This window comes from Mycobacterium sp. NPDC006124 (genome assembly GCF_040614235.1).
In the GTDB taxonomy this organism is placed as follows: Bacteria; Actinomycetota; Actinomycetes; order Mycobacteriales; family Mycobacteriaceae; genus Mycobacterium.
The window spans coordinates 91,725-117,308 of record NZ_JBEXUA010000014.1 but is presented as its reverse complement, the minus strand read 5'-3'; the positions used below and the strand labels follow the sequence as shown (position 1 = coordinate 117,308).

General features: G+C 68.9%; 23 protein-coding genes and 1 pseudogene. 13 read left to right on the top strand and 11 right to left on the bottom strand.

What is annotated here, in order from left to right; translation table 11 throughout:
• Window positions 1–71 precede the first annotated feature (71 nt).
• Complete coding sequence (locus ABZ195_RS23710; protein WP_355222092.1) at window positions 72–1,271, top strand: alpha/beta hydrolase; 1,200 nt, start codon at window positions 72–74, stop codon at window positions 1,269–1,271.
• On the opposite strand, the gene ABZ195_RS23705 is transcribed toward ABZ195_RS23710, so the two are convergent.
• On the bottom strand, window positions 1,268–2,695 hold the full coding sequence (locus ABZ195_RS23705; protein ID WP_355222090.1) for a hypothetical protein: 1,428 nt from the start codon (window positions 2,693–2,695) through the stop codon (window positions 1,268–1,270). The genes ABZ195_RS23710 and ABZ195_RS23705 overlap by 4 nt on opposite strands.
• A gap of 422 nt (window positions 2,696–3,117) precedes the next feature.
• Between ABZ195_RS23705 and ABZ195_RS23700 the strand changes: the two genes are divergently transcribed.
• From ABZ195_RS23700 to ABZ195_RS23655, 10 genes are all read left to right on the top strand, one after another.
• On the top strand, window positions 3,118–5,892 hold the full coding sequence (locus ABZ195_RS23700) for an AAA family ATPase (protein WP_355222088.1): 2,775 nt from the start codon (window positions 3,118–3,120) through the stop codon (window positions 5,890–5,892).
• Entirely contained in the window at window positions 5,867–7,492 is a 1,626-nt protein-coding gene (locus tag ABZ195_RS23695; protein WP_355222086.1) for an AMP-binding protein, read from the top strand. Before ABZ195_RS23700 ends, ABZ195_RS23695 begins: the two co-directional genes overlap by 26 nt.
• Window positions 7,493–7,517: 25 nt before the next feature.
• Entirely contained in the window at window positions 7,518–8,951 is a 1,434-nt protein-coding gene (locus ABZ195_RS23690) for an FGGY family carbohydrate kinase (protein WP_355222084.1), read from the top strand.
• On the top strand, window positions 8,948–10,330 hold the full coding sequence (locus ABZ195_RS23685; protein WP_355222082.1) for an NAD(P)/FAD-dependent oxidoreductase: 1,383 nt from the start codon (window positions 8,948–8,950) through the stop codon (window positions 10,328–10,330). Before ABZ195_RS23690 ends, ABZ195_RS23685 begins: the two co-directional genes overlap by 4 nt.
• Complete coding sequence (locus ABZ195_RS23680) at window positions 10,327–11,562, top strand: FAD-dependent oxidoreductase (RefSeq protein ID WP_355222080.1); 1,236 nt, start codon at window positions 10,327–10,329, stop codon at window positions 11,560–11,562. The genes ABZ195_RS23685 and ABZ195_RS23680 overlap by 4 nt, the downstream gene beginning before the upstream one ends.
• A 39-nt stretch (window positions 11,563–11,601) precedes the next feature.
• Window positions 11,602–11,895 (top strand): antibiotic biosynthesis monooxygenase family protein, encoded by a 294-nt coding sequence (locus ABZ195_RS23675; RefSeq protein WP_355222078.1) that lies wholly within the window; start codon window positions 11,602–11,604, stop codon window positions 11,893–11,895.
• A gap of 132 nt (window positions 11,896–12,027) precedes the next feature.
• Entirely contained in the window at window positions 12,028–12,729 is a 702-nt protein-coding gene (locus ABZ195_RS23670) for a Crp/Fnr family transcriptional regulator (protein WP_355222076.1), read from the top strand.
• 99 nt (window positions 12,730–12,828) lie between these two features.
• Window positions 12,829–13,743: an alpha/beta fold hydrolase gene (locus ABZ195_RS23665; RefSeq protein WP_355222113.1), complete on the top strand. Its 915-nt coding sequence runs from the start codon at window positions 12,829–12,831 to the stop codon at window positions 13,741–13,743.
• A gap of 109 nt (window positions 13,744–13,852) precedes the next feature.
• Window positions 13,853–14,989, top strand: a complete 1,137-nt coding sequence (locus tag ABZ195_RS23660) for a ferredoxin reductase (RefSeq protein WP_355222075.1) — start codon at window positions 13,853–13,855, stop codon at window positions 14,987–14,989.
• Window positions 14,990–14,998: 9 nt separating this feature from the next.
• Entirely contained in the window at window positions 14,999–16,237 is a 1,239-nt protein-coding gene (locus ABZ195_RS23655; RefSeq protein WP_355222073.1) for an acyl-CoA desaturase, read from the top strand.
• 63 nt (window positions 16,238–16,300) lie between these two features.
• Here ABZ195_RS23655 and ABZ195_RS23650 read toward each other — a convergent pair whose 3' ends face one another.
• The 3 genes and pseudogenes from ABZ195_RS23650 to ABZ195_RS23640 all read right to left on the bottom strand — a co-directional run.
• Window positions 16,301–16,585 (bottom strand): GlsB/YeaQ/YmgE family stress response membrane protein, encoded by a 285-nt coding sequence (locus tag ABZ195_RS23650; RefSeq protein WP_355222071.1) that lies wholly within the window; start codon window positions 16,583–16,585, stop codon window positions 16,301–16,303.
• 102 nt (window positions 16,586–16,687) lie between these two features.
• On the bottom strand, window positions 16,688–17,260 hold the full coding sequence (locus tag ABZ195_RS23645; protein ID WP_355222069.1) for an LLM class flavin-dependent oxidoreductase: 573 nt from the start codon (window positions 17,258–17,260) through the stop codon (window positions 16,688–16,690).
• 133 nt (window positions 17,261–17,393) lie between these two features.
• Window positions 17,394–17,732: pseudogene (locus tag ABZ195_RS23640) on the bottom strand (LLM class flavin-dependent oxidoreductase); the annotation flags it as partial.
• Between the two features lie 76 nt (window positions 17,733–17,808).
• Between ABZ195_RS23640 and ABZ195_RS23635 the strand changes: the two are divergent.
• Window positions 17,809–18,306: an SRPBCC family protein gene (locus ABZ195_RS23635; RefSeq protein ID WP_355222067.1), complete on the top strand. Its 498-nt coding sequence runs from the start codon at window positions 17,809–17,811 to the stop codon at window positions 18,304–18,306.
• Here the strand turns inward: ABZ195_RS23635 and ABZ195_RS23630 are convergent.
• Window positions 18,303–19,073, bottom strand: a complete 771-nt coding sequence (locus ABZ195_RS23630; RefSeq protein WP_355222065.1) for a 3-oxoacyl-ACP reductase family protein — start codon at window positions 19,071–19,073, stop codon at window positions 18,303–18,305. The genes ABZ195_RS23635 and ABZ195_RS23630 overlap by 4 nt on opposite strands.
• A 101-nt stretch (window positions 19,074–19,174) precedes the next feature.
• On the opposite strand from ABZ195_RS23630, the gene ABZ195_RS23625 reads away from it, so the two are divergent.
• Window positions 19,175–19,564 carry a hypothetical protein gene (locus ABZ195_RS23625; protein WP_355222064.1) on the top strand — a complete coding sequence of 130 codons (390 nt, stop codon included), beginning with the start codon at window positions 19,175–19,177 and terminating at the stop codon, window positions 19,562–19,564.
• Between the two features lie 22 nt (window positions 19,565–19,586).
• On the opposite strand, the gene ABZ195_RS23620 is transcribed toward ABZ195_RS23625, so the two are convergent.
• The 6 genes from ABZ195_RS23620 to ABZ195_RS23595 are packed head-to-tail and all read right to left on the bottom strand — an operon-like array spanning window position 19,587 to window position 25,532.
• Window positions 19,587–19,943 carry a hypothetical protein gene (locus tag ABZ195_RS23620; RefSeq protein WP_355222062.1) on the bottom strand — a complete coding sequence of 119 codons (357 nt, stop codon included), beginning with the start codon at window positions 19,941–19,943 and terminating at the stop codon, window positions 19,587–19,589.
• Window positions 19,944–19,995: 52 nt separating this feature from the next.
• A complete protein-coding gene (locus tag ABZ195_RS23615) occupies window positions 19,996–20,823 on the bottom strand; it encodes an alpha/beta fold hydrolase (protein ID WP_355222060.1) in 828 nt (275 codons plus the stop codon).
• Window positions 20,816–21,418, bottom strand: coding sequence for a TetR/AcrR family transcriptional regulator (locus tag ABZ195_RS23610; RefSeq protein WP_355222058.1), 603 nt, complete (start codon window positions 21,416–21,418; stop codon window positions 20,816–20,818). Before ABZ195_RS23610 ends, ABZ195_RS23615 begins: the two co-directional genes overlap by 8 nt.
• A 1-nt stretch (window position 21,419) precedes the next feature.
• Complete coding sequence (locus tag ABZ195_RS23605; protein WP_355222056.1) at window positions 21,420–23,210, bottom strand: amidohydrolase family protein; 1,791 nt, start codon at window positions 23,208–23,210, stop codon at window positions 21,420–21,422.
• Window positions 23,211–23,265: 55 nt separating this feature from the next.
• The gene (locus ABZ195_RS23600) at window positions 23,266–24,423 is read right to left on the bottom strand and encodes an acyl-CoA desaturase (RefSeq protein ID WP_355222054.1); all 1,158 of its coding nucleotides are present in this window, start codon (window positions 24,421–24,423) and stop codon (window positions 23,266–23,268) included.
• Window positions 24,424–24,437: 14 nt separating this feature from the next.
• Window positions 24,438–25,532 (bottom strand): ferredoxin reductase, encoded by a 1,095-nt coding sequence (locus tag ABZ195_RS23595; RefSeq protein WP_355222052.1) that lies wholly within the window; start codon window positions 25,530–25,532, stop codon window positions 24,438–24,440.
• Window positions 25,533–25,584 lie beyond the last annotated feature (52 nt).

Below are 25,584 nucleotides of genomic sequence, written 5' to 3'. Positions count from 1 at the left end.
CGGCTACCCGGTAGTGGGGATGGGGGTGAGCGTCGACGCTCAGGAGGGCACGTTGGCGACAGGATCGACCCATGATGCCCCAAGGTGACGAGACCTTCGCCCGCGAGACGTCGAGGTTGGCCGGGTTCGTGACCGAGGCCGGCGCAGACCTCGGCGAGGTGCTCGCGACGGCGGCACGCATTCCCGACGGTGACGACGACGCGTGGACGGCCCAGTGGCGCGCGACGGCCGTGCGGACCGCGCGCCGCGGCGAGGACTCGCTGCGTGTCGGCGACGTCGTCGGTGCGCGCGAGGCGTTCCTGCGGGCGTCGACGTACTTCCGGGCGGCGGGGACCTTCGGCGGCGCTGACCCCGGTGACCTGGAGTCGTCGAGCCTCGCCCGGTGCGCGCGGGACTACTTCGCCCGGGCGGGCGGCATGCTCGACGCGTGGTTCGAGCCCGTGCAGATCCCGTACGAGGACGGAGTGCTGCCCGGGTACCTGTTCCTCGTCGACGTCGGTGGGCCACCGCGACCGACCATCGTCTACACCAACGGTTTCGGGTCCAGCTCGGAGGAGGGGTACTTCGTCGTCGGAGCGGCCGCCCTGCGGCGGGGGTACAACTTCCTGGCCTACGACGGGCCCGGGCAGGGCGCGATGCTGGGAACCGGGTCGACGATGCGCCCGGATTGGGAGAACGTCCTCGGTCCCGTCGTCGACCATCTCACGACCATTCCCGAGGTCGACTCCGCTCGAGTCGTGCACTTCGGCCAGGGCCTGGGCAGTTACCTCGTGGCCCGGCATGCGGTGCACGACGATCGGGCCGCGGCGATCGTGTGTCATGACGGCATCACCACCTTCTACGCCGCCCAGCCGCACATCCCCGAGCACGTACTCGACCTCGTGGAGGACGGCCGCGACGACGAGGCGATCGCGGTGCTCGAAATCGTGACGAAGGGGGACGCGCACACGCGGTGGGGGTTTCGGACCGGGCGGCGGACGTTCGGCGTGCAGACCTCGGTGGACTGCATTCGTGCCACGGCGGCGTATACGTTGACCACCAATGAGATTCGGGCCATCGACACTCCGGTGTTGATTCTGGAGAACGGCGACGACGCCGCGTTCGCCGGGCAGGCGGCCAACTTCGCCCGCGCGATGACCGCGCCGGTCCACCACGTGGTGACCGCAGCCGCCGCGGGCGCGCTGCACGAGATCGTCTTCGACTACCTCGCCACCGAAGTGTCCCCTCCACCGTGCGGTGGAGGGGACATCGTGTTCGGGTCGACCCGCTAGGCGGCGTTGCCCTTCGACTCGCCCTTGTCGGCCGAGGCCGCGGATCCGGTGGCCGAAGCGGCCGACGCCGTCTCCTTCTCCGGGGTTGCAGCACTCGAACCGCCCGACTTGGGGGCGTCCGTCCCGGCCTTCGTGGTCGGCTCCACCTTGTTGCCCGTCGTGACGTCGGCGCCGGAGGCCTCGCTCGCGCCCGTCTTGGCGGGGGTCGCCTTGACCGGTGCCGTGGTTTGGCTGGGTGCGGCCGTGGCAGGTGTGGTCTTGGCGGGTGCCGTCGTGCCGGCGGCCGCCGTGGCATCCGAAGGCGTTGCATCACTTGCAGTCTCGGGTGCGGTCTCCTTGACCGGGCTGGTCGACTGCTCGACGCCCTTGGCGGGGGTCGACCCGTCGGTGGACTCCGCCGGCTTCGCCGTCGCCGGAGCAGCCGCCTCGGTGTCCGTCGTCGCGGCCGGGGCGGCGGTCGTGACGAGGGTGGCGGTCGCAGCGGGGACGGCCGCGATGGCCGACACCGGTGCGGGTGCCTGCGGGGCGATCGCGTCGGTGATCATCTTGAGCACCTGTTGCAGCGCGTAGAGCGGACCTCCGGTGTTGATGACGAAGTTGCCGTCGGCATCGAAGGAGGACGAGCTGGACGCCAACAGGCCGCCGGCCTTGACGACGATCCCGGACCCCGCCGGAATGCCCGCAATGGGTCCCAGGTCCGGACCGTACCCGCCGTTGAGGAGTCCGTCGGCGATGGTGGCCGGGGCGGTCAGCACGGCGTTGGCCACCGCCCCGAGGTCGCCGGTGCCGACCGCGTTGATCACGTTCTGGATGGCCGCGGCCGCGGCGCCGGGCACGCTGATCAGCGGGGCGATGAACCCACTCACGGCCAGCAGGGTGGCCAGCGGGTCGGCGGTGAACGCGTTCACGACGTTGACCAGGTTGGTCAGCGGCTTGGTGAGGATGCCCTGCAGCACGGGCAGCAGGTTCAGCGCAGGCGCGGCCACCGTGAGCGGCACGCTCAGCAAGGAGTTCACCGCACCCTCGACGTTGCCTGCGGCGAGCTGGCTGACGGCGGTGGCCAGGACCGCCGGCACCTGCGACGCTGCCGCGGCGATCCCGCCGCCGGCGGACGAGAGCCCGTTGAGCAGCGAAGCGGCGCTACCGACCTGGTTCTGCAGGATCTGGTTGAGCAGCTGTCCCGGGATGGTGTTCTGGACCAGCGTGTTGGTGTTGGCGAGCGCGGTCTGGAACACCTGGGCGTAGGCGTCGAGTGGGTTGGCCAGCGCAGCGAGGTCGACGGTGGTCGCGTGAACGGACGGGAGGGCGATATCGGGTAGGTGGATCTCGGGCATCGGGGTGACCGCGGCGGCGGCCGCGATGACGCTCGCTCCGACCAGTGCGACCCCGGCCGAGAGGTTGGGGCGACGGACGGCAGCTTGCATGGGAACTCCTTGAGTGAATGTGAGCTCCGGCAGAGCGGAACTTACCAGCGAGTAACATCACGAACGCGCATCACTCAACCACTCGCACGTCCGCGTGCCCATCGCTCGAATTGACGATCTTGAATCGCGGCTCGGCGGGTTCGCCACGGCTAGGGCCTGCGAGCCATCGCGGCACGTCGACCCCCTGACGATCGACGACGACGTCGTCGCCGGCGCGGGTGGCCGGCTGGCCGAAGCCAGCTCGGAACCCCGCCGAGACGCCGGTGACCTCGACGGAACCCCCTCGGGGGCGTCCTCGCCGTCAATATCATCCAAACGGATGAGGCGGCGCCGACGGGTGCCCGGGTCGAGGGAATTCTGGCCGCCGCTCGGCGTTCTCCAAGGCGGGCCGTCAGCGCGGCCGATGGACGGGACGGAACCGAATGGCGCACACGGTGCTCAGGGGCCGCAGCGACGCGATGTCGCGCGCCCTGACCGCGCTGCGCCGCGCCAGCAGCACCGGCCAGGGTGCGCTCATCGTGATCAGCGGCGAACCCGGGATCGGAAAGTCGGCCGTCATGCGCGAGGTCGTCGAACAGGCCGCCCGATCCGGGTTCAAGGTCGGCAGCGGCAAGGCCGAGCAGGGTGATCAGATCGCGCCGGGTGCGCCGCTGCTGGTGTCGCTGCGGTCGGGCCGCCAGCCCCTCCTGCCGGGCGAGGCGTTCGCGAGCTTGGCGCCGCTCTACGACAAGCCCCTGTGGTTGGTCGACCGCATCAGCTCGCTGCTCGAGGAGATGGCGCTGACGGCGCCGGTGGTGATCGCCGTCGACGACGTGCAGTGGTCGGACCGACTGACTCGGTTCGCGCTGCGCGTGCTGCCGTCGCGGCTGGCGGGATCGCCGGTGGTGTGGGTGCTGACCAGCCGGTGGGCGCCCACCGGCCCCGTTCAAGAGGTCATCGCCGGTACCGACGACGTCACGGCCATCACGCGAATCTCGTTGGGTCCGTTAGGTCCTGGCGACATCGAGAGCCTGGCGTCGGATCGCCTCGGCGTCGAACCGTCCGACCACGTCAAGGAACTCCTGCACCGGGTCGGCGGAAACCCGTTCTGGGCGGTTCAGGTGCTAGAGGGGCTGGCCAGGCGGCGCGAGCGTGGACAGGGGGTCGGTGATCTGGCCTCCGAGCTGTCGGCCGGCGTGCGCGAGCGGATGGCCGAATTGTCCGATCAGACCGCCGCCCTGGTACGCCTCGTTGCCGTGTGGGGACGTCCGCTGCCCGCGTCCGATGCGGGACGGCTGCTGGGCGATCTCTCCGACGCGCAGATGAGCCTGCTCGTTCGCGACGGCGTCGACCACGGGTTGCTCGGCACGGTGGACGGGGAGGTGCTGCTTCCGCACGATCTGGTCGGCGAGGCGGTGTACGCCGACATCGCGCCCGCCCAGCGCCGAGACGTGCACCGGGCCTGCGCCCGTTATCTGCTCGGCGAGGGCCGCCCCGCCCTCGCCGCCGCCACCCACTACCGCGCCAGCGCCGTCCAGGACGACGAGGAGGCCATCCTCGCGCTGGAGGCGGCAGCCGGCGAATGTCTGGTGTCGATGCCCGAGCAGGCCGCCGAACTCGCGCAGCAGGCCTTCGGTCTGACGTCGCCACGGCATCCGCTCTGGCTGGTCACCGGCACCCGTACCGTCGAGACGCTCGTCAACGCCCAGCGAGAGGGGCGAGCACTCGCTCTCGCGGACCGACTCCTGCAGGCGGCGACCGAACCGGAGGTCGTGGGACGAATCGAGTTGCAGGCGTGTCGTGCCCTGTGGTGTCTGGGTGACTGCGTACCGATGGAACGGCGCGCCGGTGCGGCGATGGCACTGCCCGGTGTCTCGGCGGTACTGCGGGCGCAGCTGTCGTCGGCGCGGGCGTTGGCCGCCTCGCGCACGAGATCGGCGCCGTCGACCGAGTCCATGGCTCAAGCCGCCCTGGCGGAGGGGCGCCGCGTCGGCGACGACTACTCCCAGCGGCTGGCCGTCATCGCGCTCATCGAGGCCGCCCGCAACGAAGGCCGGCACCGGTTGGCGCTGGACCGCTTCGCCGACCTCCGACGGCTCTCCGACACTGCCTACGAGGTCGAGGAGATCCGCACCCTTCAACACCTCGACGCCTACGACGACGCCGAGGCGCTGCTGGCCAAGATCCGCGAGGCGCACGACGACGTCGACGAGCTGCTGCCCTCGATGCTCTATGCCCAGATGTGGCAGGACCACAACCTGGCCAGATTCGACGCCGCCGAGGCGGGCGCACGCACCCTGCTGCGGTTGGCCGACGAGACCGACAATCACGGCTACCGCCTCAACGCGCGCATGGTGCTCTCGGCCGTCGCCAGCTATCGCGGTGAAATCATCAGAGCTACAGAGCTCTTGGAGCCCGTCGAGGGTGAGTGCCAGTCCTCCGACGGCGAGCGCTCACCTCGGGCCGGACTGATGCGGGGCTGGATGAAGGCCAGCGCCGGCGATCTGGCCGGAGCGCGGGCGATCCTGGGTCCGCTGCTCGACAGGGCCTCCGACGCGCGCGATCCGTGGCCCTGGACCCCGCCGTGGATGAGGATCCTGGCCGACATCGGTCTCGCCGCCGGGGACCGGGACATCGCGCTGGCAGCATCACGTCTGGCTGACGCGGCGGCTCGGCGCAACCCCGGGGTACCCAGCCTGGACGGTGTCGCACTCCACGTACGTGGGCTGCTCGCCGAGGACCCGGAGGTGCTTGCAGCTGCGGTGGACGCGCTGCGCGCGTCGCCGCGACCCATGCTGTTGGCGGACGCACTCAAGGATCTCGGGTCGGCCTCGTTACGCGCCGGGAAGTCGGCCGAGGCGGTCGACGCTCTGGCCGAGGCCGCCGAGATCTATCAGCGGGTCGGGGCGACTGCGGGTGGCCGGGTGATCGCGAATCTGCTTCGCGGCCAGAGAATCAAGGGCATCCGGGTGAGCCCGCCGGAACCGCGCCCCCATTCCGGGTGGGCGTCGTTGACTCCCACCGAGCTGCGCGTGGTCGAACTGATCGGTACGGGGTACACCAACCGCGCCGCGGCCGAAGCGCTGGGCGTGTCGACCAACACGGTGAACACCCACCTGCGCGCGGTGTTCCGCAAGCTGGGCGTGAAGTCGCGGGTCCAGCTGACCATCGCCTGGGGCGGGAGGAGCACCGATGACGGCGTCCTACGCCCGCGGTGAGACCACGCCCCCACTGCTGACCGAGACCATCGGCCAGGCGTTGGGCCGGGCGGCGAGCAGATGGCCCGACGCCGACGCGGTAGTGGACGTGTCCGCAGCCCGCCGATGGACGTATTTCGAACTGCGCGAGGATGTTCGGCGCCTGGCGGCCGGTCTGCTGGCGGCAGGCCTGCGTTCGGGTGATCGGGTCGGCGTGTGGTCGCCGAACCGCTGGGAGTGGACCCTGGTGCAGTTCGCGACCGCCGAGATCGGCGTCGTCCTGGTCACCGTGAACCCGGCTTACCGCGCCCACGAACTCGAGTTCGTCGTCAACCAGGCCGGCATGCGCTGGGTGTTCGCCGCGCCGGCGTTCAAGGACTCCGACTACGCGCGCATCCTCGCCGAGGTGGCACCGTCATGCCCCAGCCTGGAGCGCGTCGTGCTCTTCGGCACCGAGGAATTCTCAGAACTCTTCACCGACGACGACCATGGCGTCGACGCCGTCGCCGCGACCCTCGGTGCCGACGACGCCGTCAACGTGCAGTACACGTCGGGCACGACGGGCCGGCCGAAGGGCGCGACGCTGTCGCACGCCAACATCCTCAACAACGGGTACTTCGTCGGCGAGCTGCTCGCCTACACCGAGGTCGACCGGGTGTGCATCCCGGTACCGTTCTATCACTGCTTCGGCATGGTGATGGGTGTACTCGCCTGTGTCACACACGGTTCGGCCATGGTGATCCCGGCGCCGAGCTTCGATCCCGCGGCGACGCTGGCCGCCGTCGAGGCGGAGTCGTGCACCAGCCTCTACGGAGTGCCGACGATGTTCATCGCGGAGTTGGCCCTCGAGGGCTTCGACGCCTTCGACCTGTCTTCGTTGCGCACCGGCATCATGGCCGGCTCGCCGTGCCCGGAACAGGTCATGCGGCAGGTGGTGTCGCGCATGCACATGGACGAGGTGTCCATCTGCTACGGCATGACCGAGACGTCACCGGTGTCGACCCAAACCAGGACCGACGATCCCATCGAATTGCGCGTCGGCACCGTCGGCCGGGTGGGCCCGCATCTCGAGATCAAGATCGTGGGCACGGATTCGGGTGCCCCGGTCGAGCGGGGCGTGGTCGGCGAACTGTGCACCCGCGGCTACGGCGTCATGCTCGGCTACTGGGACCTGCCCGAGAAGACCGCCGAGGTGATCGACGCGGACGGGTGGATGCACACCGGGGACCTCGCCACGATGGACGACGACGGGTACGTGCAGATCACCGGGCGCAGCAAGGACATGGTCATCCGCGGCGGGGAGAACGTCTACCCGCGCGAGGTCGAGGAGTTCCTCCACACCCACCCCGACGTGCAGGACGCTCAGGTGGTCGGCGTGCCCGACGAGACGTACGGGGAGGAGCTGATGGCATGGATCGTGTTGCGCGACGGCGCCTCTGATTTGACGGCTGACGACGTCCGCGCATTCGCCGCGGATCGGCTTGCCCGGCAGAAGATTCCGCGCTACGTCCGCATCGTCGACGAGTTTCCGATGACGGTCACCGGGAAGGTGCGCAAGGTGGAGCTACGCGAGATGGCCGTCGCCGAGGTGGAGCACCACACCGGGACTGTGCCATCGTGATGGTCGTGACGGACACCCCTGCGCCATGACCCACGTGCTGGCCATCGACCAGGGCACGTCGGGCACCAAGGCGATCGTCGTCGACGACGTGGGTCGAGTCGTGTCCATCGCCGAGGTCGCGCTGCGCCCCCGATACCTACCCGGCGGCGGCGTCGAGCAGGACCCCGAGGCGCTGTGGGCGTCGGTGCTCGACGCCGGCCGGAGTGCGCTACGGCGGGCCGGGGTCCCCGTGGCCGCCGTCGCGCTGGCCAATCAGGGCGAGACCGTGCTGGCTTGGGACCGGGCCACCGGCAAGCCGCTGAGTCCGGCGATCGTCTGGCAGGACCGCCGTGCCGAGACGGTATGTGCCGGCCTGGCCGCGTCGGCGGCCGAGGTGGCCCGCCGTACCGGGCTGGTGCTGGACCCGTACTTCACCGCGCCGAAGATGGCGTGGCTCCGGGCCGAGATGACCCGCGAGGGGGTCGTCACCACCACCGACACCTGGCTGGTGCACCGGCTCTGCGGAGCCTTCGTCACCGACGTCTCGACCGCCAGCCGGTCGCTACTGCTCGACCTCGACTCGGTGACGTGGAGCCCACCGCTGCTCGACCTCTTCGGACTCGCCGACGAGTCGCTGCCGGAGATCGTCGACTGTGACCGAATCGTGGGCGAGACAACGTGTTTCAGTGACTCACCGATGACCGTCGCCGGACTCGTCGTCGACCAGCAGGCCGCATTGCTGGCCGAGAGCTGTCTGACGCCCGGCGCCGCGAAGTGCACCTTCGGTACCGGCGCGTTCCTGTTGGCCCAGCTTGGCGCCACCCCGGCACGGTCGAGCACCGGTCTCACCACTTCGGTCGCCTGGACGTTGCGCGGCCGCACGTCCTATTGCGTGGACGGACAGGTCTACACCGCGGCCTCGGCCGTGCGGTGGGCCGTCGACCTGGGCCTGCTGCCGGCCGCCGACCAACTCGACGCCGTCGCCGCCGAGGACTCCGCCGGCGTGCTGTGCGTGCCGGCGCTCGCCGGATTGGCCGCGCCATGGTGGGACGCCACCGCCACCGCCTCCATCACGGGCATGACGCTCGGCACCGGCGGGGGACAGGTGGTGCGCGCGCTGGTCGAGGGCATCGCCGCTCAGGTCGCCTGCCTGGCGGACCTGGTCGGCCACGACCTCGGGCAACCGTTGACACGGCTGCGCGTCGACGGCGGGCTGACCCGCTCCGCGGCGCTGATGCAGGCGCAGGCCGATCTCGCCCGAATCCCCGTCGAGGTGTACCCGTCGGCACACGCCACCCCGCTGGGTGCCGCGGCATGTGCCCGGCTGGCCCTCGACCCGACGCTGCACCCCGGCGAGGTCGTCGGCACCTGGACGCCGGAGCGCACCTATGAACCGGTGTGGTCCGACGACCGCGCCGCCGAGTACTTGGGCAGGTGGCGGCACGCCGCGGCCCGCAGCCTCAGTGAGGATCGAACGTGAACGCTACCAACGGTATTCGTGACGTCGTCGTGATCGGAGCCGGCATCGTCGGCAGTGCGATCGCCCGGGCCCTGGCCGGGACCGGGTCGACGGTGACCCTCCTCGAGGGCCGAAGCGACGTCGGCGACGGCACCAGCAAGGCCAACACCGCCCTGCTGCACACCGGTTTCGACGCCACGCCGGGAACGTTGGAGTCCCGCCTCGTCGCCCGCGGTTACGAACTGCTCGGCCGGTACGCCGACGAGGTCGGCATTCCCGTCGAGCGCACCGGCGCCCTGCTCGTCGCCTGGACCGAGGAGGAGCGCGACACTCTGCCCCGGCTGAAGGACAAGGCCGAGCGCAACGGCTATGACGCCTGCGAGATCGTCACGGCCGACGAGGTCTACCGACGGGTGCCCTACCTGGGCCCCGGCGCGCTCGCCGGCCTGACCGTGCCGGGCGAGTCGATCATCTGCAGCTGGACCACCAACCTCGCGTTGGCGACCGACGCCGTGCGGCGCGGCGTCGACCTGCGCCGAGAGGCGATGGTCACCGACGTCGTCCGGCACGACGGCCACACCACCGTCGTCACCACGGGTGGCGACGTCGACGCGCGGTGGGTGGTCAACGCGGCCGGTCTCGGCGCCGACCACCTCGACGAGAAGTTCGGTCACCACCGCTTCACCGTCACCCCTCGGCGAGGTGAACTCCTGGTCTTCGACAAGCTCACCCGTCCGATGGTGCCGTGCATCGTGTTGGCCGTGCCCTCCTCGCGCGGCAAGGGCGTCCTGGTCAGCCCCACCATCTACGGCAACGTCATGGTCGGGCCGACGTCGGAGAATCTGACCGACCGCACCGCGACCGGCACGTCGGAGGAAGGTTTCGAGTTCCTGCTGAGAAAGGGCCGCGCACTGATGCCGACGCTGTTCGACGAGGAAGTCACCGCCGCCTACGCGGGACTTCGGGCCGCGGTCGACCACGACGACTACCTGATCGACGTCGACCACGACCAGCGGTACGTCCTCGTCGGGGGCATCCGGTCGACGGGTCTGACTGCGGGAATGGCGGTGGCAGAACACGTTCTGGAGCTCCTGGCCGACACCGGTCTCGACCTCGCCCCGCGCGACGAACTGCCGCCGGCCCCCCGGATGCCCAACATCGGCGAGGCGACCACCCGGCCCTATCAGGACGCCGACCGGATCGCCGCCGACGAGGAGTACGGCCGCATCGTGTGCTTCTGCGAGCGGGTCACCGCGGGTGAGATCCGCGACGCGTTCGCCTCGACCATCCCGCCGCGTGACCTCGACGGGTTGCGCCGCCGCACCCGGGTGCTCAACGGCCGGTGCCAGGGCTTCTACTGCGGTGCCCACACCCAGGCGCTGCTCGAGGCCGCGACGTGAGAGTGTCGGTCGCCGTGATCGGCGGTGGGCCGTCGGGTCTGACCGCCGCGGCCGCCCTGGCACCCGTGGTCGGCGGGGAGGTGCTCGTCCTCGAGCGCGAAGCTCAGGCCGGTGGAATCCCCAGGCATAGTGATCATCTCGGTTACGGCCTGCGTGATCTGAGGCGCTTCGTGTCTGGTCCGACCTACGCCCGCACGTTGACCGACGCCGCGCTCGACGCGGGTGCCCGCGTGGAGACCGAGGCCATGGTCACCGGTTGGCACGGCGAACGCGTGCTGGAGGTCACCTCGCCGCGCGGTCGCCGCATCGTGGAGGCCGACGCCGTCGTCTTGGCGACCGGTGCGAGGGAACGGCCGCGTCCGGCCCGACTGATTCCCGGCGACCGGCCCGACGGCGTGTACACCACCGGACAACTGCAGAACCTCGTCCACGTGCACCACGGTGTCGCGGGCCGGCGCGCCGTGGTCGTGGGCGCCGAGTTGGTCAGCTGGTCGGCCGTGCTGACGTTGCGCGAATCCGGTTGTGCCACCGTGGCAATGGTGAGTCACCACAACCATGCGGAGTCCTATGCGGCGTTCCGAATCGCCGGTCGTGCGCTGCTGCGGGGTCCCGTGCTGACCCGGACCCGGGTGGTCGGCGTCGACGGCAAGGCCCGGGTCGAAGGGGTCGTGGTGGAGAACCTCGACACCGGTCGGCGTTCGAGGATCGAGTGTGACACCGTCGTGATGTCCGGTGACTGGATCCCCGACCACGAACTGGCCCGCACCGCCGGTCTGGCGATGGACGCGGCGACCCGCGGGCCCGTCGTCGACGCCGGTCTGCGGACCAGTGCACCCGGAGTGTTCGCGGTGGGCAACCTGGTACACCCCGTCGACACCGCCGACGTGGCCGCCCTCGACGGTCGTCACGTCGCGCTTCCGGTTCGGGAGTGGCTCGCGACGCGGCGGACCCCGACGCCGGGCATCCGGGTCCGTGCCCTGGCGCCGTTGCGTTGGGTCACACCGCAACTCGTCACCGCGGACGCCGGCGCGGCGCCTCGTGGCGACCTGACGTTCTGGGTCGACGAGTACCACGGCGCACCGCGGGTGAGTGCGGTCCAAGGCGGTCGCACGATCGGGGTGAAGCGCACGCCATGGCCTGCCGCGCCGGGGCGGATCTTCCGGGCGCCGTGGTCGCTGGTGGCCGACGCGGATCCCACGGGTGGCGACGTCACCCTCGCTCTGCTCGTCTGACAAGGTTGTCGGGCATCGTCACCCGTCAGGAGGCAGCCCATGTCCGTCACCGTCATGCTCGAGCTGAGGTTCAAGCCCGAATCGGTCGCCGAGGCCCGCGAGGTGTTCACCCGCGAGCTCGTCAAGACCCGCGGATTCAAGGGCGCCCAGGTCATCGACGTGCTCGTCGACGAGGACGACGAGGCGCACTGGATCATCTACGAGGTGTGGGAGACCGTCGCCGACGACGAGGCCTACCGTGCCTTCCGCGCCGGTGACGGCAAGATCGTCGACCTGCCGCCGCTGCTGGCCGCACCGCCGGTCAAGACCCGCTACGTCACCACCGACGTCTGACCTCGGGCGCCGCCCGCTCGTAGAACCTGAGCGAAACGGCCGTCGAGGCTTTACAAACCCGGTCGTCCCGGCCACGCTCACAGGCATGTGCGCGCAAATGGAGACATTCGACACTCGTCGCCCGAGGTCGGCATGAAGTCGACGGTCGACCCCGGAAACGTCGAGGACATCCTCGCCCGTTCCGGCATCGTCCAGGGTGTCGAGCCCGGTGCGGTCGCCGCCCTCGCCAGTCAGCTTCTGCCCGTGGACTTCCCTCGGGGACACACGATCTTCGTCGAAGGTGAGCCGGGTGACCGGCTCTACATCATCATCTCGGGCAAGGTGAAGATCGTCCGCAGCGCACCGGACGGTCGCGAGAACCTGCTCACGATCATGGGTCCGTCGGACATGTTCGGCGAGTTGGCGATCTTCGACCCGGGGCCGCGAACCTCCAGCGTCACCACCATCACCCAGGTGCGAGCAGTGTCGATGGATCGAGAGGCGTTGCGCTCCTGGATCGCCGGACGCCCCGAGATCGCCGAGCAGTTGCTGCGGGTGCTGGCTCGCCGCCTGCGCCGCACCAACAACAACCTCGGTGACCTGATCTTCACCGACGTTCCCGGGCGCGTCGCCAAGCAGCTCCTGCAGTTGGTGCAGCGCTTCGGGGCGCAGGAGGGCAACGCGCTGCGCGTCACCCACGACCTGACCCAGGAGGAGATCGCGCAGCTGGTCGGGGCTTCGCGTGAGACCGTCAACAAGGCGCTCGCGGACTTCAGCCAGCGAGGCTGGATTCGAGTCGAGGGCAAGAGCGTGTTGATCTTGGATCCGGAGCGGCTGGCCAAGCGAGCCCGCTGACCCGCGCGTTGACGGTTCCGGTTTCATCACCCATGCTCGAAGTTACCGTCGGGTAATCATGCTTGCCGGATGATCGAACCGGATCTGGAGAGATCGACCATGAACGACGTCAAATTCCTCAACCTGCACGGCGACCGCGTGGCCTACCGAGACGAGGGCAGTGGCGAGGTCCTGCTCCTGATCCACGGCATGGCGGGCAGCTCGGATGCCTGGCGTGATCTCATTCCGCGGCTGGCCAAGAACTACCGCGTGGTGGCACCCGACCTGCTGGGTCACGGCCAGTCGGTCAAGCCTCGCGGTGACTATTCGCTCGGTGCGTTCGCGGTGTCCCTGCGCGATCTGCTCGACGAACTTGGCATCGCGCAGGCGACGATCGTCGGCCACTCCCTCGGTGGCGGCGTGGCGATGCAATTCCTCTACCAGCACCCGGACTACTGCGAACGTCTGATCCTGATCAGCAGCGGCGGTCTCGGCGCCGACGTCGGCCTGATCCTTCGGCTGTTGTCGGCACCGGGCGCGGAGTTCGTGCTGCCCATCATTGCCCCGCCGCCAGTTCTCAAGGTGGGCAACAAGATTGGTGCGTGGTTCACCGCCTCGGGCATGCGTAATCCGCGGGCCAGCGAGATCTGGCGGGCCTACTCGTCGTTCTCGGATCGCCCGACACGGGACGCGTTCCTGCGCACCCTGCGGTCGGTGGTCGACTACCGCGGCCAAGCGGTCAGTGCGCTCAACAGGCTGCACGTCCGCGCCGAGTTGCCGACCCTGGCCATCTGGGGCGAGGACGACCAGATCATCCCCGTCGAGCACGGTCATGCGGCGATGGCGGCCCGGCCCGGGGGCCGCCTGGAGGTGCTGCCCGGTGTCGGCCACTTCGCGCACGTCGAGGCGCCGTTCGAGGTCGCCGAGATCATCGACGACTTCATGAAGTCGACCAAGCACGACACGGGCGTGTCCGAGGTCGAGATCGTTTCCGACGTCGCGATTCCGCCGTCGAACGCCGATTCCGGCAAATAGCCCCCCAGTTCGCCAAAGTCGGGTTGACTTTGGTTACTGGTGGGTATTGGGTGTACAGGTGTTCACCAACTGAGCGCTGTGACCCCATCGACGGATCTCGAGGTGCACGATGGCCATGAACTTGCGCGACCTGGTCCGCTGGACTGAAAAGCCCGCCCGCAACGTCGAAGCCGACACCGGGTCGCCGAAGAACCTTCTGCGCGGGCTCGCGGCGCGGGCGACGACACCGCTGTTGCCCGACGACTACCTCACGCTGCTCAACCCGCTGTGGTCGGCGCGTGAACTGCGCGGCGAAGTCGTTGACGTGCACAAGGAGACCGAAGACACCGCAACGGTGACCATCCGCCCGGGCTGGGGCTTCACCGGGGACTACCAACCCGGTCAGTACGTCGGCATCGGACTCAGCATCGACGGCAAGTGGCACTGGCGGTCCTACTCGCTGACCTCGATCCCGATCCGGGACAAGAAGCACATCTCCATCACCGTGAAGGCGACGCCCGAGGGTTTCCTGTCAACTCACTTGGTGAACGGTGTGGAACCCGGAACGATCGTTCGCTTGGCGTCACCCCAGGGTGACTTCTCGCTGCCCGAACCGCCGCCGGCCAAGATGCTCCTCGTGACGGCGGGCAGCGGCATCACCCCCGTCATGGCGATGCTGCGGTCGATGACGTCGAGGGGGCAGACCTCCGACGTGGTGCACATCCACTCGGCGCCGACGACCGACGACGTGATCTTCCACGACGAGCTTCGCGAACTCGACCGCGGCGAGACGACCTACGAGCTGCTGTTGCAGCTGACCGAGGACATGGGCCACCTCGACTTCGAGTCCGAACTCGACCGGTTGGTGCCGGACTGGAAGGACAGACCGACGTGGGCGTGCGGGCCGCCGGGCATGCTCGACGCCCTGGAGAAGATCTGGGCCGACGCCGGCGTGCCGGAGGACCAGCTCCACATGGAGCGTTTCGTCATCGCCCGTACCGACAAGGGCGGCGAGGGCGGCACGGTCAGATTCGCGATCTCCGACAAGACGATCGACGTGGACGGCGCGACGTCGCTGCTGGAGGCTGGCGAGAAGCTGGGCATCCAAATGCCCTTCGGCTGCCGAATGGGCATCTGCCAAACATGCGTGCTGCCACTGGAATCCGGGCACGTCCGCGACATTCGGTCGGGCAACGAGCACGGCGAAGGCGATCGAATTCAAACCTGCATCTCCGCCGCATCCGGCGACTGCACCCTCAACATCTAAGGAGTCGGCATGGCCATCAGTGACATCAAGGAATACGCCCACCTCACCCCCGAGGACGTCGAGGAGCTGGGTCGCGAGCTCGACGCGATCCGGGCCGACATCGAGGAATCGCGCGGCGCGCGCGACGCCCAGTACATCCGCAAGACCATCCAGCTGCAGCGTGGCTTGGCCGCCTTCGGTCGCATCGCGCTCTTCGCCAGCCGGGACAAGCTCGCCTGGACCGCGGGCACCGCGGCGCTCGCCACGGCGAAGATCATCGAGAACATGGAGTTGGGCCACAACATCACCCACGGCCAGTGGGATTGGATGAACGACCCGGAGATTCACTCCACCGAATGGGAGTGGGACACCACTTCGCCCACCCAGCACTGGAAGAAGTCGCACAACTTCATCCATCACAAGTACACCAACATCGTCGGCTTGGACGACGACATCGGCTACGGCATCATGCGTCTCACGCGCGACCAGCGCTGGGAGAAGTGGATGATCGGCAACCCGATCTACAACATCCTCCTCGGCACGCTCTTCGAGTGGGGTGTGGCCCTGCACGGGGTGGAGACCACCAAGTGGCGCAAGGGTGAGAAGTCGATGGCCGAGGTGCGCAAGGACCTCAAGATCATCGGCAAGAAGGTCGGCAAGCAGGTCGGCAAGGACTACATCGTGTTCCCGGCGCTGACCGGACCGGCGTGGAAGCACACGCTCGGCGCCAATGCGGTGGCCAACCTGATCCGCAACTACTGGTCCTACATGGTCATCTTCTGCGGCCACTTCCCGGACGGCGCAGAGAAGTTCACGCAGGAGGAGTTCGAGAACGAGACGCAGGCCGAGTGGTACCTGCGCCAGATGCTCGGGTCGGCGAACTTCCATGCCGGTCCGGTGATGGCGTTCATGAGTGGCAACCTCTGCTACCAGATCGAGCACCACATGTTCCCGGATCTGCCGAGCAACCGGTACGCCGAGATCAGCGAGCGCGTGCAGGCTCTGTGCGACAAGTACGACCTGCCCTACACCACGGGTCCGCTGCTGCGACAGTACGGTCAGTCGTTCTGGACCATCCTGAAGTTGGCTCTGCCCAACAGGTTCCTGAAGGGCACCCCGGACGACGCCCCGGAGACCAACTCGGAGTTGAAGTTCCGCATCCGCGGCGGGATGCGCGACACGTTCGGGATCGACCCGGCGACGGGCCGCCGGCGTGGCCTGCGGACCGCGCTACGCGAGATGCAGAACGACAAGATGGTAGCGGCCTAGCTCGAGTGCGACGACGATCGGCCCCGGTGACTCGTCACCGGGGCCGATTGCCGTCACGGTCGGCTAGCGGGTGCGGGTGGTGCTGCTGCGTCGGCCGACCCGGCTCCAGATCAGGATCACGATGACCGCGCCGATGATGGATCCGATGATGCCCGAGGGCTGCAGGAAGCCGTGCTCGGCGTCCTTGCCGAAGAGCAGGTAGCCGAGGAAGCCGCCGACGAACGACCCGACGATGCCGAGCGCGATGGTCATGACGACCGACATGCTCTGCTTGCCTGGGATGAGAAGTCGGGCAACCGCTCCCGCGATGAGTCCGACGACGATGATGCTGACGATGAGTCCGAGCATGGTGTGAGCCTTTCCGATTGGCGCCCCGCGGGGTGCCCGTTACCGGGAGGTCGGGCGAGTGCCCGACGCTGACACCAGTTCACCCTCCCTAGGGCTGCTTCACTACACCCCTAGGGGGGTAATCTCGGCCGCGATGGCGACGAGCCGTTCCAGCGTCGTCAGCCGTGCCCCGTGGTCGCCGTCCAGTTTCGCCAGCAGAGTGGTGACGCCGACCTGGTGATGACGCTGCATCCGCTCGGCGATCTCGTCGTCGGTGCCCAGCAGGTTGGTGAGCCGTCCGAGGTCGAGTGGCACCGCGGCACGCGCCTCGTCTCGCTGGCCGCCCTGCCAGAGTCGGGCGACGGTCCCGACCTCGGCGGCGTACCCGAGGCGGCCGAACGCGTCGTTGTAGAAGTTGACCCCGCCGGTGCCGTCGGTAGTGGAGGACCCCATCGCGCCGATCGTGAAGGCGTACCCTTCGGCATGTCTGCGAGCGGCGGCCTCACCGTCGGCCCGGGTGGCGGTGAACTCGACCGCGACGGGCGCGACGAGGTCGAGGTCGGCCAGCGAGCGACCCGCGCTCTCGGCGCCCTCGCGCAGCGGACCCAGGAACACCTCGGCCGTCTCGGGGATGAAGGCGTTGCCCAGCCAACCGTCGGCCACCTCGCCGGTGAGCCGGAGATTCCTCGGTCCCATCGAAGCCACGTAGATCGGCACGTGATCGGGCCGCACCAGCGGTCTCAGCGCGCCGCCCGCGCTGTCCCGGCAGGGGCAGCGGATAGATCTCGCCGGCGTGCTCGAGGCGCTCGCCGCGGCTCACGGTGCGGATGATCTCGATGGTCTCGCGGGTGGCCTGAACGGGTTTGCGGAACCGCACGCCGTGCCACCCCTCCATCACCCTGGGCCCGGACGTGCCGACGCCGAGGACGAACCTGCCGCCGGAGAGCTCCTGCAGGCTCAGCGCCGACGTCGCGAGCAGGGCGGGACTACGCGAACCGAGTTGTACGACAAAGGTTCCCAAGCCAATGCGGGTGGTCTTGGCGGCCAGGAACGCGAGCCCGGTGAGGGCGTCGTAGCCCCACACCTCGGGCACCCACAGGGACGCGACCCCGATGCGTTCGGCGGCGATCGCGAACTCGGCCGCGCCGGGCTCGCGCGGTTCGACCATGGCTCCGATCTTCACTGCCACCTCCTGCCACCGGAACACGGCGATGCGTCCCCTGCACTATGGCAGGCTTCGTGACATGCGCTACCGCGACCAGCCCACGGTGGAGGTGACCCGGCGCATCCGGTGCGACCGGTCGGCGGCGTGGGAGGCGATCACCGACATCGGGCTGCCCGCGCGCTGCTCGTCGGAACTGCGGGCCGTCGAGTGGCTGGGCGACGTCACACGGGTCGCGCTGGGCGCGCGCTTCCGCGGCACGAACGAGAACGCCGCGCTGGGCTCCTGGCAGACCGAATGCGAGGTGGTCGAGGTGGACGAGGGCAGGCGATGGGTCTGGCAGGCGATGGGACCGGAGGGTCCGACGGCGACGTGGGGATTCGAGGTCGAACCGACCAGTGACGGCGTTCTGGTCCGCCAATGGGCTCGGATGGGACCGGGCCGGTCGGGGCTCTCCTTCGCCATCGACGCCAAGCCCGACCTCGAGGCCAGGATCGTCGCCCGGCGACTGCAGGAGTGGGAGCGCGACATGCAGGCCAACGTGGACTGCGTGTGCGATCAGCTCGAGAAGTCGGTCTAGGTGATGGTGACCCCACCGTCGACGGCAATCGTCTGCCCGGTGACGTAGCCGGCCGCCGGTGAGGCCAGCCACACCAGCGTCGCGGCCAACTCGGCGGGATCGCCCATCCGCGGAAGGATGAATCTCGTGCTCAGCGACTCGAGGTAGTCCGGCTTGTACTGGTCGGTCATCTCCGACTTGAAGAAACCCGGCGCGATCGCGTTGACCCGGATGCCCTTACGAGATCCCCACTGCTGAGCCAAGTCTCGAGTCAGTCCGACGATGGCCGCCTTGCTCGCGCTGTAGGCGGCCTGGGGGAGTCCGGCGGTGGTCAACCCCAGGATGCTGGAGATGTTGACGATCGAACTGCCCGGTTGCAAGACCCTGGCGCATGCCTGAGCCGCCCAGTAGGAGCCGTGCAGATTGACGTCGACGACGGCGCGGAACTCCTCGGGCGTCTCGCGGGTGGCCGGTACCGCGGTGCCGATCCCGGCGTTGTTGACCAGCACGTCGATGCGGCCGAATTCCTCCATCGCGCGGTCGACCATGTTCTGACACTGATCCGGGTCGACGACGTCGGTCTGCACGGTGAGCGACCGCCTGCCCGCAGCGGACACCAGATCGGCTGTCGCACCGAGCTTGTCGACGCGCCGGGCCGCCAGCACGACGTCGGCTCCGGCCTGCGCGCACGCTTGGGCGAAGGCGACGCCGAGACCCGACGAGGCGCCGGTGACGATGGCAACCTTGCCCTCGAGGGTGAACATCTTCATCACATCCGCGTCAGCCATGGTTGCTTTCTACCCTGTCGTCGGACCGCGACCGAATCGGCCACCGCACTCGATCGAGGAAAGGGGGCCATGACGTGGTCGTCTGGCAGTAAACTCCGGTCATGCAGTCATCGGTGCCGATGAGTCAGGTCGGGGTTGGCGGCTGGGTGTTCACCGTCGCCGCGGTCTTGGCCCTGATGGCCGCCGGCGGTGCCGTCCGGACGGCGCGACGTCTGCTTCGTCGGTCCACCCCCGAATTGGTGATCCTGCTGAACGAGTCGGCGGCCTTCTACAGCCGCTGGCCGGAAGACCGGCTGTGGGCGGTCCCCGACACCGAGAGGGCCGCCGAGGTGGCGCGATGCCTACGTGTCGTCGAACTCTTGGAGAAACGGCAGGGCGCGACGACGGCTGCGGGCCGCGGCGTCGTCGACGGGCTTCGTGCCTGGATCGAGCTGGTGGGCAAGGGAATCGGGCAACCCGCGAATCTGCCGTCGGGTGCGGCCTACGCCTGACTCCGCCTGGGGGCCGGCTGAGCTACAGCGGTATGACCGACTCGCTGTTGAGGAATCGCCACAGGCGCCGGCACGTCGCGCCGACTCGTCGCCGCGTCGGTCGGGACAGCGCGTCGATGAGCTCTTGGTCGGCGATCACGTAACCGCCGTCGAGTCGGCGCCACCACCCGGCCAGCGACAGTTCGATCGCCGCCATCGTGCTCACCCGGCCGTGCGCCAGCGTGTCGAGGCTCTCGTCGCTCACGAAGTTGGCCCGCGTGGTGCGGGCGAGGTGGTCGACCACCCGGACGTGGACCTCCAGTGCGGTGGGCGAGAGAACGGCCCGCGCCGTGTCGGCCCGCAACGCCGCGACCTCTGAGAACACCGACCTGTCGTCCATGAGGACACTGTATCGGCAACATGGACGTAACACGACGGTTACACGAGTCCGGTCATCCCGAGACGCGGTCGACGATCAGGTCTGTCAATAGGTCCGGCTGTTCCTCCGGCATCCAGTGGGAGCCGTCGGCGACCTCGAGGCGGTAGGGGCCCGAGACGTGGCGCGCGCACATCGTGGCGCCTCGTCTGCCGAGTGCGGTGTCACCGGTGGTCCACACATAGGTCGTGGGCATGCTGACGGTCCGGAGGTATCGGGGACCTGCCAGAGGCATCGCGCGATACCAGTTCAGGCTCGTCGTCAGTGCCCCGCCGTCGACGATCTCGGTGCGCACCGTGGCGATCTGCTCCGGTGTCATCCCGGTGCCGCCGAGCATCCGGGCCAGCAGAGCTGGACGGCGACAGGCGAATTCGGGCAGCCAGGGCAGCTGGAACAGCCCGATGTAGTACGACCGCAGGATCTGACTGCTGATGAGCATCGAACCGAGGAAGGCCCTGGGGTGAGGCACCGAGACCGCCGTCAGCGTGCGCACCAGGTCGGGCCGTGCGGCCGCCGTCGACCAGGCGACGCCGGCACCCCAGTCGTGGCCGACCAGGTGAACCGGTCCGCCCGTCGCGCCGATCAGGGCCGCGACGTCGGAGACGAGTCGGCTCATCCGGTAGGCCCGGCGCCCGCGCGGTCGCGCGGTCGGCGCGTACCCGCGCTGGTCGAACGTCAGCGTGCGGTAGCCCCTGGCATGAAGTCGTTCGCAGACCGCTCGCCACGACGTGGAGGTCTGGGGGAATCCGTGCAGGAGCACGACGACCGCGCCGTCGAGCGGCCCCTCGTCGTCGACCGTGAAGGTCAGGCCGTCGTTGGCGAACTCGTGAATACGGTCAGTCATCGGTCCTCGTCGGTTCGGGGGTGAACAGTGACAGCAGCAGCGGAATGCGGCCCGCCTCGATGTCCGGTTGGGGCAGGACGTGCCGCACGATCGCCGCGCCGTCGAAGGAGTTCGTCAGCAGCGCCACCACCGCGGCCAGCGCATCCTCCGGGTACTGGTCGGCGGTGGGCAGTGTGCGCGCGGTGTCGAAGATCCGGGAGCTGTATTCCTCGAGCACTTCCTGCAGTGTGCCGCTGAGTCTTTCGTCGGTGCGCGCCGCGATCAGGAGTTCGTACATCACCACGTTGGTGTCGTTTCCGGTGACCTCGCGCATCGCGTGGAGCACGCCCTCGAGCGCGGGTCGGCTCACCGGGATTTCGGCGACGAGCTTGGCGAACGCGTCGAGTTGGCGACGCATCACCTCGCGGGCGGTCGCCGCCATGAAGTCGCCCATGGTGTCGAAGTGGCGGAACAGTGCTCCGCCGGACAGCCCGGCGCGCTTGGTGATCACCGCCGCCGAGGCTCGGGCGTAGCCGACGTCGACGATCGTGGCGATGCTCGCGTCGAGCAAGCGCGCGACGGTCTCCTCGCGGCGCTCCTGTTGGGTCCTTGCCACGTCAGGCGGACACGGCGGCGACGGCGGGGCGGGCCGCGTTCGCGGCCCGCAGGAAGCGACCGGTCGCGGCGGTCTGGCCGTAGCCCTCGCAGAACTCGCCGCTGCGGTAGACCACGTGACCGTTGACGGCGGTGGCCAGGACGGCGGTGTCGTTGCGGTTGACCATGCGGCGCAGGCCGCCGTAGAACGCCACGGGCGCTTCGTGATACCCGTCGACGGAGTCGTCGAGGCCGGCCGGGTCGACGACGACGAAGTTGGCGGCGTCGCCCTCGCGGAGGCGGCCGGCGTCCAGGCCGAACCAGTCGGCGACCTCGCCGGTCAGCCGATGCACGGCGTGTTCGATGGTCATGAAGGGACGGCCCGCCCGGTCGGCGACGAGCGCACGCTTGAGCAACCGGAGCGCGTAGTTGTAGAACGCCATGTTGCGCAGGTGCGCGCCGGCGTCCGAGAAGCCCATGTGCACCGTCGGCTCGGTGGCGAGCTTGTCGAGTTGGCGCTGGCGGTGGTTGGCGACCGTCGTCGTCCAGCGGACGTTGCGCTCTCCGTTGTCGACGAGCACGTCGAGGAAGGCGTCCAGGGGATGCAGCCCGCGCTCGTCGGCGATCCGCCCGAAGCTCTTGCCGATCAACGTCTCGTCGGGGCACTCCACGATGACGGCATCGTGAAAGTCGCGGTGCCACAGCGTCGGACCGAGTTTCTTGCGGTCGAACTCTCGACGAAACTCACGGCGGTACTCGAGGTCGGCCAGTAGCTCGTTGCGTTCGAGTTGGTCGCGCAGGTGCAGCGCCGCGGTGCCGGCGCCGAACTCCTCGAACACCGGCAGGTCGATACCGTCGGAGTACAGCTCGAACGGTACGGGCAGATGCTGGAACCGCACGCTGGCGTCGAGGAGCCGATTCAGCAGCCGGGTGCCGCGGCCGAAGACGCCAACTGCGCCGGGTGCGGCCTTCGAGTCGGCGGAGACCAGCAGGCTCATCCGCACGCCGTCGCGGCGGCCGAGCATTCGGCTGCTGGACAGGAAGAACAGCAGCGCAGTCCACGGCCGCGCCACGTCCGGGGCGCTCTGTAACATCCTGCGCCGCTTGCGAAGTACGTCGATGAGCGCGCGGCGCTCACGCCAAGTCGCGAACGTCGAGGGCAGCCCGCGGGATCGGTAGCGGTCACCGTCGAGCTTGTCGATCGCCGAGTCCATGCCGGACATGCCGAGCAGACCGGCGTCGAGTGCCTCGCCGAGTTTGGTCGTCATGGCGTGCAACTCGGCCGCCGTCGGCCGCGTCGCGTCGTCGGTGGCACGGCCGAGGCCGAGCACCGAGGTACGTAGGTCCGAGTGTCCGATCAGCGAGCTCACGTTTGGGCCCAGCGGCAGGGCCTCGAGCGCTTGCACGTACTCCGCCGCGGTCGTCCACGTCTTCTTGTCGGTCAGCGCGCCCAGCACGTATTCGCGCGGGACCGCCTCGACGCGGCTGAACAGATCGGCCGCGTCCTCGTTGCTGGCGTAGACGGCCGACAGTGAGCAGTTGCCCAGCAGCACGGTGGTCACGCCGTGCCGGACGGATTCCCGCAGACCCGGGTCCAAGAGCACCTCGGCGTCGTAATGGGTGTGCACGTCGATGAACCCGGGCAGAACCCACTTGCCGTCCGCCTCGACCACGTCGGGACAGCCGCTGGCGTCGAGTGGATCGTCGGACACCGCGGCGACGACGCCGCCGCGGATGCCGAGGTCCTTCACGCGCGGGGCCGCGCCCGTGCCGTCGAACCACAGGCCGTTTCGCACGATCACGTCAAAGGGCATGGGGCGACACTAGCTAAGATTGCGAGTGCTCACAATCTTTTTCTTGATTTCGCTCCTAGGCGGCGCGGAGGTCGGGCTCGGGCCGGACGGCGGGGGCGGGCCGCCGGCGACGCAGCACGTCGGTGAGCTTGAAGTCGTTGGGCAGCGACAGCTTGACGATCTGCTTCCAGGCCGAGCCGACCTGGCGGGGCAGCGAGCCGGTGGTGTACGTCAGGCCATAGCGCTCGAAGAGTTCCTGGATCTTCGGGGCGATCTCGGCATACCGGTTACTGGGCAGATCGGGGAACAGATGGTGCTCGATCTGGAAGGACAGGTTGCCACTCATGAAGTGCATCAACCGACTTCCCGAGATGTTGGCCGAACCCAGCATCTGGCGCAGATACCACTCGCCGCGGGTCTCACCGTCGATCGAGTTCTTCTCGAAGGTCTGCACGCCCTCGGGGAAATGACCGCACATGATGACCGAGTGCGTCCACAGGTTGCGGACCAGGTTCGCCGTCAGGTTCGCGGTCAGCGTGCTCACCGCGGACGGGCCGGACAGCAGGGGGTGCAGAACGTAGTCGCGGGTGGCTTGCTTGCGGATCTTGGCGAGCACCCGCTTGCCGCGGGCCTGGAACTCCGCCTTGTCGGTCCGGCCCTTGAGGTACTTGCCGATCTGCAGGTCGTAGGCGGCGATGCCGTACTCGAAGACGCAGGCGTTGATGAAGTTCCACAGGGGCTGCGCGAGGTAGAACGGCACCCACTTCTGGTTCTCGTCGACGCGCATGATGCCGTAGCCGAGGTCGTGGTCCTTGCCGCGGACATTGGTGTAGGTGTGGTGCACCTCGTTGTGGCTGTGCTTCCACATCTCGGCGGGGGAGGCGTTGTCCCACTCCCAGGTGGTGGAGTGAATCTTGTTGTCGCGCATCCAGTCCCACTGACCGTGCATGACGTTGTGGCCGATCTCCATGTTCTCGACGATCTTGGAGATCGACAGACCGACGGTTCCGACGAACCACGCGGGCGGGAACAGCGAGAACAGCAGCACGGCGCGGCTGCCGAGTTCGAGCTTGCGCTGGCCGTCGATGACCTTGCGGATGTAGGCGGCGTCGCGTTCGCCGCGGCTGGCGACGACCTGCTCACGGATGGCGTCGAGTTCGCGGCCGAGGTTCTCGACGTCCTCGGCGATGAGGTGGGCGGCGGGGTTGGTGGTGACGGTCTGCGTGATGGTCATGTGGGATCTCCTCGTCAGAGTTCGATGTCGCACGGACCCGCGGCGGCGGAGACGCAGGTCTGGATCTGGACGTTGTCGCCGGGGGAGGCGGTGGTGAGGTCGCCGGTGCGGAGGTCGCGGACGGCGCCTTGGCGCAGCGGGACCACGCAGCCGAAGCAGACGCCCATCCGGCAGCCCGAGGGCATCAGGACCCCGGCGGCTTCGCCGGCGTCGAGCAGTGTCTGGGCCCCGGTGGCCTCGACGACCGTGCCCGAGGTGGAGAAGGTGACCTCGCCGCCCTCGCCCGCGGTGATGACGGTGGGCCGAAAGCGTTCGGTGTGCAGCCGGTCGGCCATGCCGTCGGCCGTGAAGCGCGTCTCGAGGGCGTCGAGCATCCCGGCCGGGCCGCATGCCCACGTCTGCCGGTCGGCGAGGTCGTCGACCAGCGAGTCGAGCTCGGCGACGTCGAGCATGCCGTCGGTGTCGGTGTGCTTCTCCACCAGGCGGATTCGCCCCTCACGGGCCATCATGCGCAGTTCGCCGCCGAAGATGACGTCGGCGGCGGTGGGTGCGGAGTGCACGACGACCACGTCCGGACGGTTGGGGTCCGCAGTGTCGAGGTTGCGCAGCATCCCCATCACCGGGGTGACGCCGCTGCCCGCGGTGAGGAACAGGATCTTCGACAGCGGGCGGTCACCGAGGGTGAATTCGCCTGCAGCCTGGTCGAGTTGGACGATAGTGCCGACGGTGGCCCGGCGGACGAGATGATTGCTCACCTTCCCGCCCGGGATGGCCTTGACGGTGACCGCGATGGTGTCCTCACCTGCGGTGCAGGTCAGCGAGTAGGCCCGCCACTGGCGGATGCCGTCGACGTCGACGCCGATGCGGACGTACTGACCGGGGGTGTGGCCGCGCCACCCGCGGCCAGGCTTGATCACCACGGAGACGGCGTCGCGGGTCTCGGGATTGATCGCGACGATGCGGCCGCGGAGGTCGGCGCTGGAGCGCAAGGGGTCGATGACGTCGAGGTAGTCGGCCGGCACCAGGGGCGTGGTCACACGTTCGGCGAACTTGATGACCCTGGCCCGCAGCGCGCCGACGGTGGTCGGTCGAGGTGCTGTCGTCGTCATGTTTCCACTCTGACTGACGTATAGGTATAAAGTCTTGGATGTCAGGTGTGAA

What these genes read in the sequence shown, in the direction of transcription:
- ABZ195_RS23665 (WP_355222113.1), top strand. Translation starts at nt 12,829, where the DNA reads ATGAACGACGTCAAATTCCTCAACCTGCACGGCGACCGCGTGGCCTAC.
- ABZ195_RS23595 (WP_355222052.1), bottom strand. Translation starts at nt 25,532, where the DNA reads ATGACGACGACAGCACCTCGACCGACCACCGTCGGCGCGCTGCGGGCC.
- ABZ195_RS23650 (WP_355222071.1), bottom strand. Translation starts at nt 16,585, where the DNA reads ATGCTCGGACTCATCGTCAGCATCATCGTCGTCGGACTCATCGCGGGA.
- ABZ195_RS23600 (WP_355222054.1), bottom strand. Translation starts at nt 24,423, where the DNA reads ATGACCATCACGCAGACCGTCACCACCAACCCCGCCGCCCACCTCATC.
- ABZ195_RS23705 (WP_355222090.1), bottom strand. Translation starts at nt 2,695, where the DNA reads ATGCAAGCTGCCGTCCGTCGCCCCAACCTCTCGGCCGGGGTCGCACTG.
- ABZ195_RS23605 (WP_355222056.1), bottom strand. Translation starts at nt 23,210, where the DNA reads ATGCCCTTTGACGTGATCGTGCGAAACGGCCTGTGGTTCGACGGCACG.
- ABZ195_RS23625 (WP_355222064.1), top strand. Translation starts at nt 19,175, where the DNA reads ATGCAGTCATCGGTGCCGATGAGTCAGGTCGGGGTTGGCGGCTGGGTG.
- ABZ195_RS23675 (WP_355222078.1), top strand. Translation starts at nt 11,602, where the DNA reads ATGTCCGTCACCGTCATGCTCGAGCTGAGGTTCAAGCCCGAATCGGTC.
- ABZ195_RS23710 (WP_355222092.1), top strand. Translation starts at nt 72, where the DNA reads ATGATGCCCCAAGGTGACGAGACCTTCGCCCGCGAGACGTCGAGGTTG.
- ABZ195_RS23690 (WP_355222084.1), top strand. Translation starts at nt 7,518, where the DNA reads ATGACCCACGTGCTGGCCATCGACCAGGGCACGTCGGGCACCAAGGCG.
- ABZ195_RS23615 (WP_355222060.1), bottom strand. Translation starts at nt 20,823, where the DNA reads ATGACTGACCGTATTCACGAGTTCGCCAACGACGGCCTGACCTTCACG.
- ABZ195_RS23635 (WP_355222067.1), top strand. Translation starts at nt 17,809, where the DNA reads ATGCGCTACCGCGACCAGCCCACGGTGGAGGTGACCCGGCGCATCCGG.
- ABZ195_RS23645 (WP_355222069.1), bottom strand. Translation starts at nt 17,260, where the DNA reads ATGGGACCGAGGAATCTCCGGCTCACCGGCGAGGTGGCCGACGGTTGG.
- ABZ195_RS23695 (WP_355222086.1), top strand. Translation starts at nt 5,867, where the DNA reads ATGACGGCGTCCTACGCCCGCGGTGAGACCACGCCCCCACTGCTGACC.
- ABZ195_RS23620 (WP_355222062.1), bottom strand. Translation starts at nt 19,943, where the DNA reads ATGGACGACAGGTCGGTGTTCTCAGAGGTCGCGGCGTTGCGGGCCGAC.
- ABZ195_RS23655 (WP_355222073.1), top strand. Translation starts at nt 14,999, where the DNA reads ATGGCCATCAGTGACATCAAGGAATACGCCCACCTCACCCCCGAGGAC.
- ABZ195_RS23630 (WP_355222065.1), bottom strand. Translation starts at nt 19,073, where the DNA reads ATGGCTGACGCGGATGTGATGAAGATGTTCACCCTCGAGGGCAAGGTT.
- ABZ195_RS23700 (WP_355222088.1), top strand. Translation starts at nt 3,118, where the DNA reads ATGGCGCACACGGTGCTCAGGGGCCGCAGCGACGCGATGTCGCGCGCC.
- ABZ195_RS23670 (WP_355222076.1), top strand. Translation starts at nt 12,028, where the DNA reads ATGAAGTCGACGGTCGACCCCGGAAACGTCGAGGACATCCTCGCCCGT.
- ABZ195_RS23660 (WP_355222075.1), top strand. Translation starts at nt 13,853, where the DNA reads ATGGCCATGAACTTGCGCGACCTGGTCCGCTGGACTGAAAAGCCCGCC.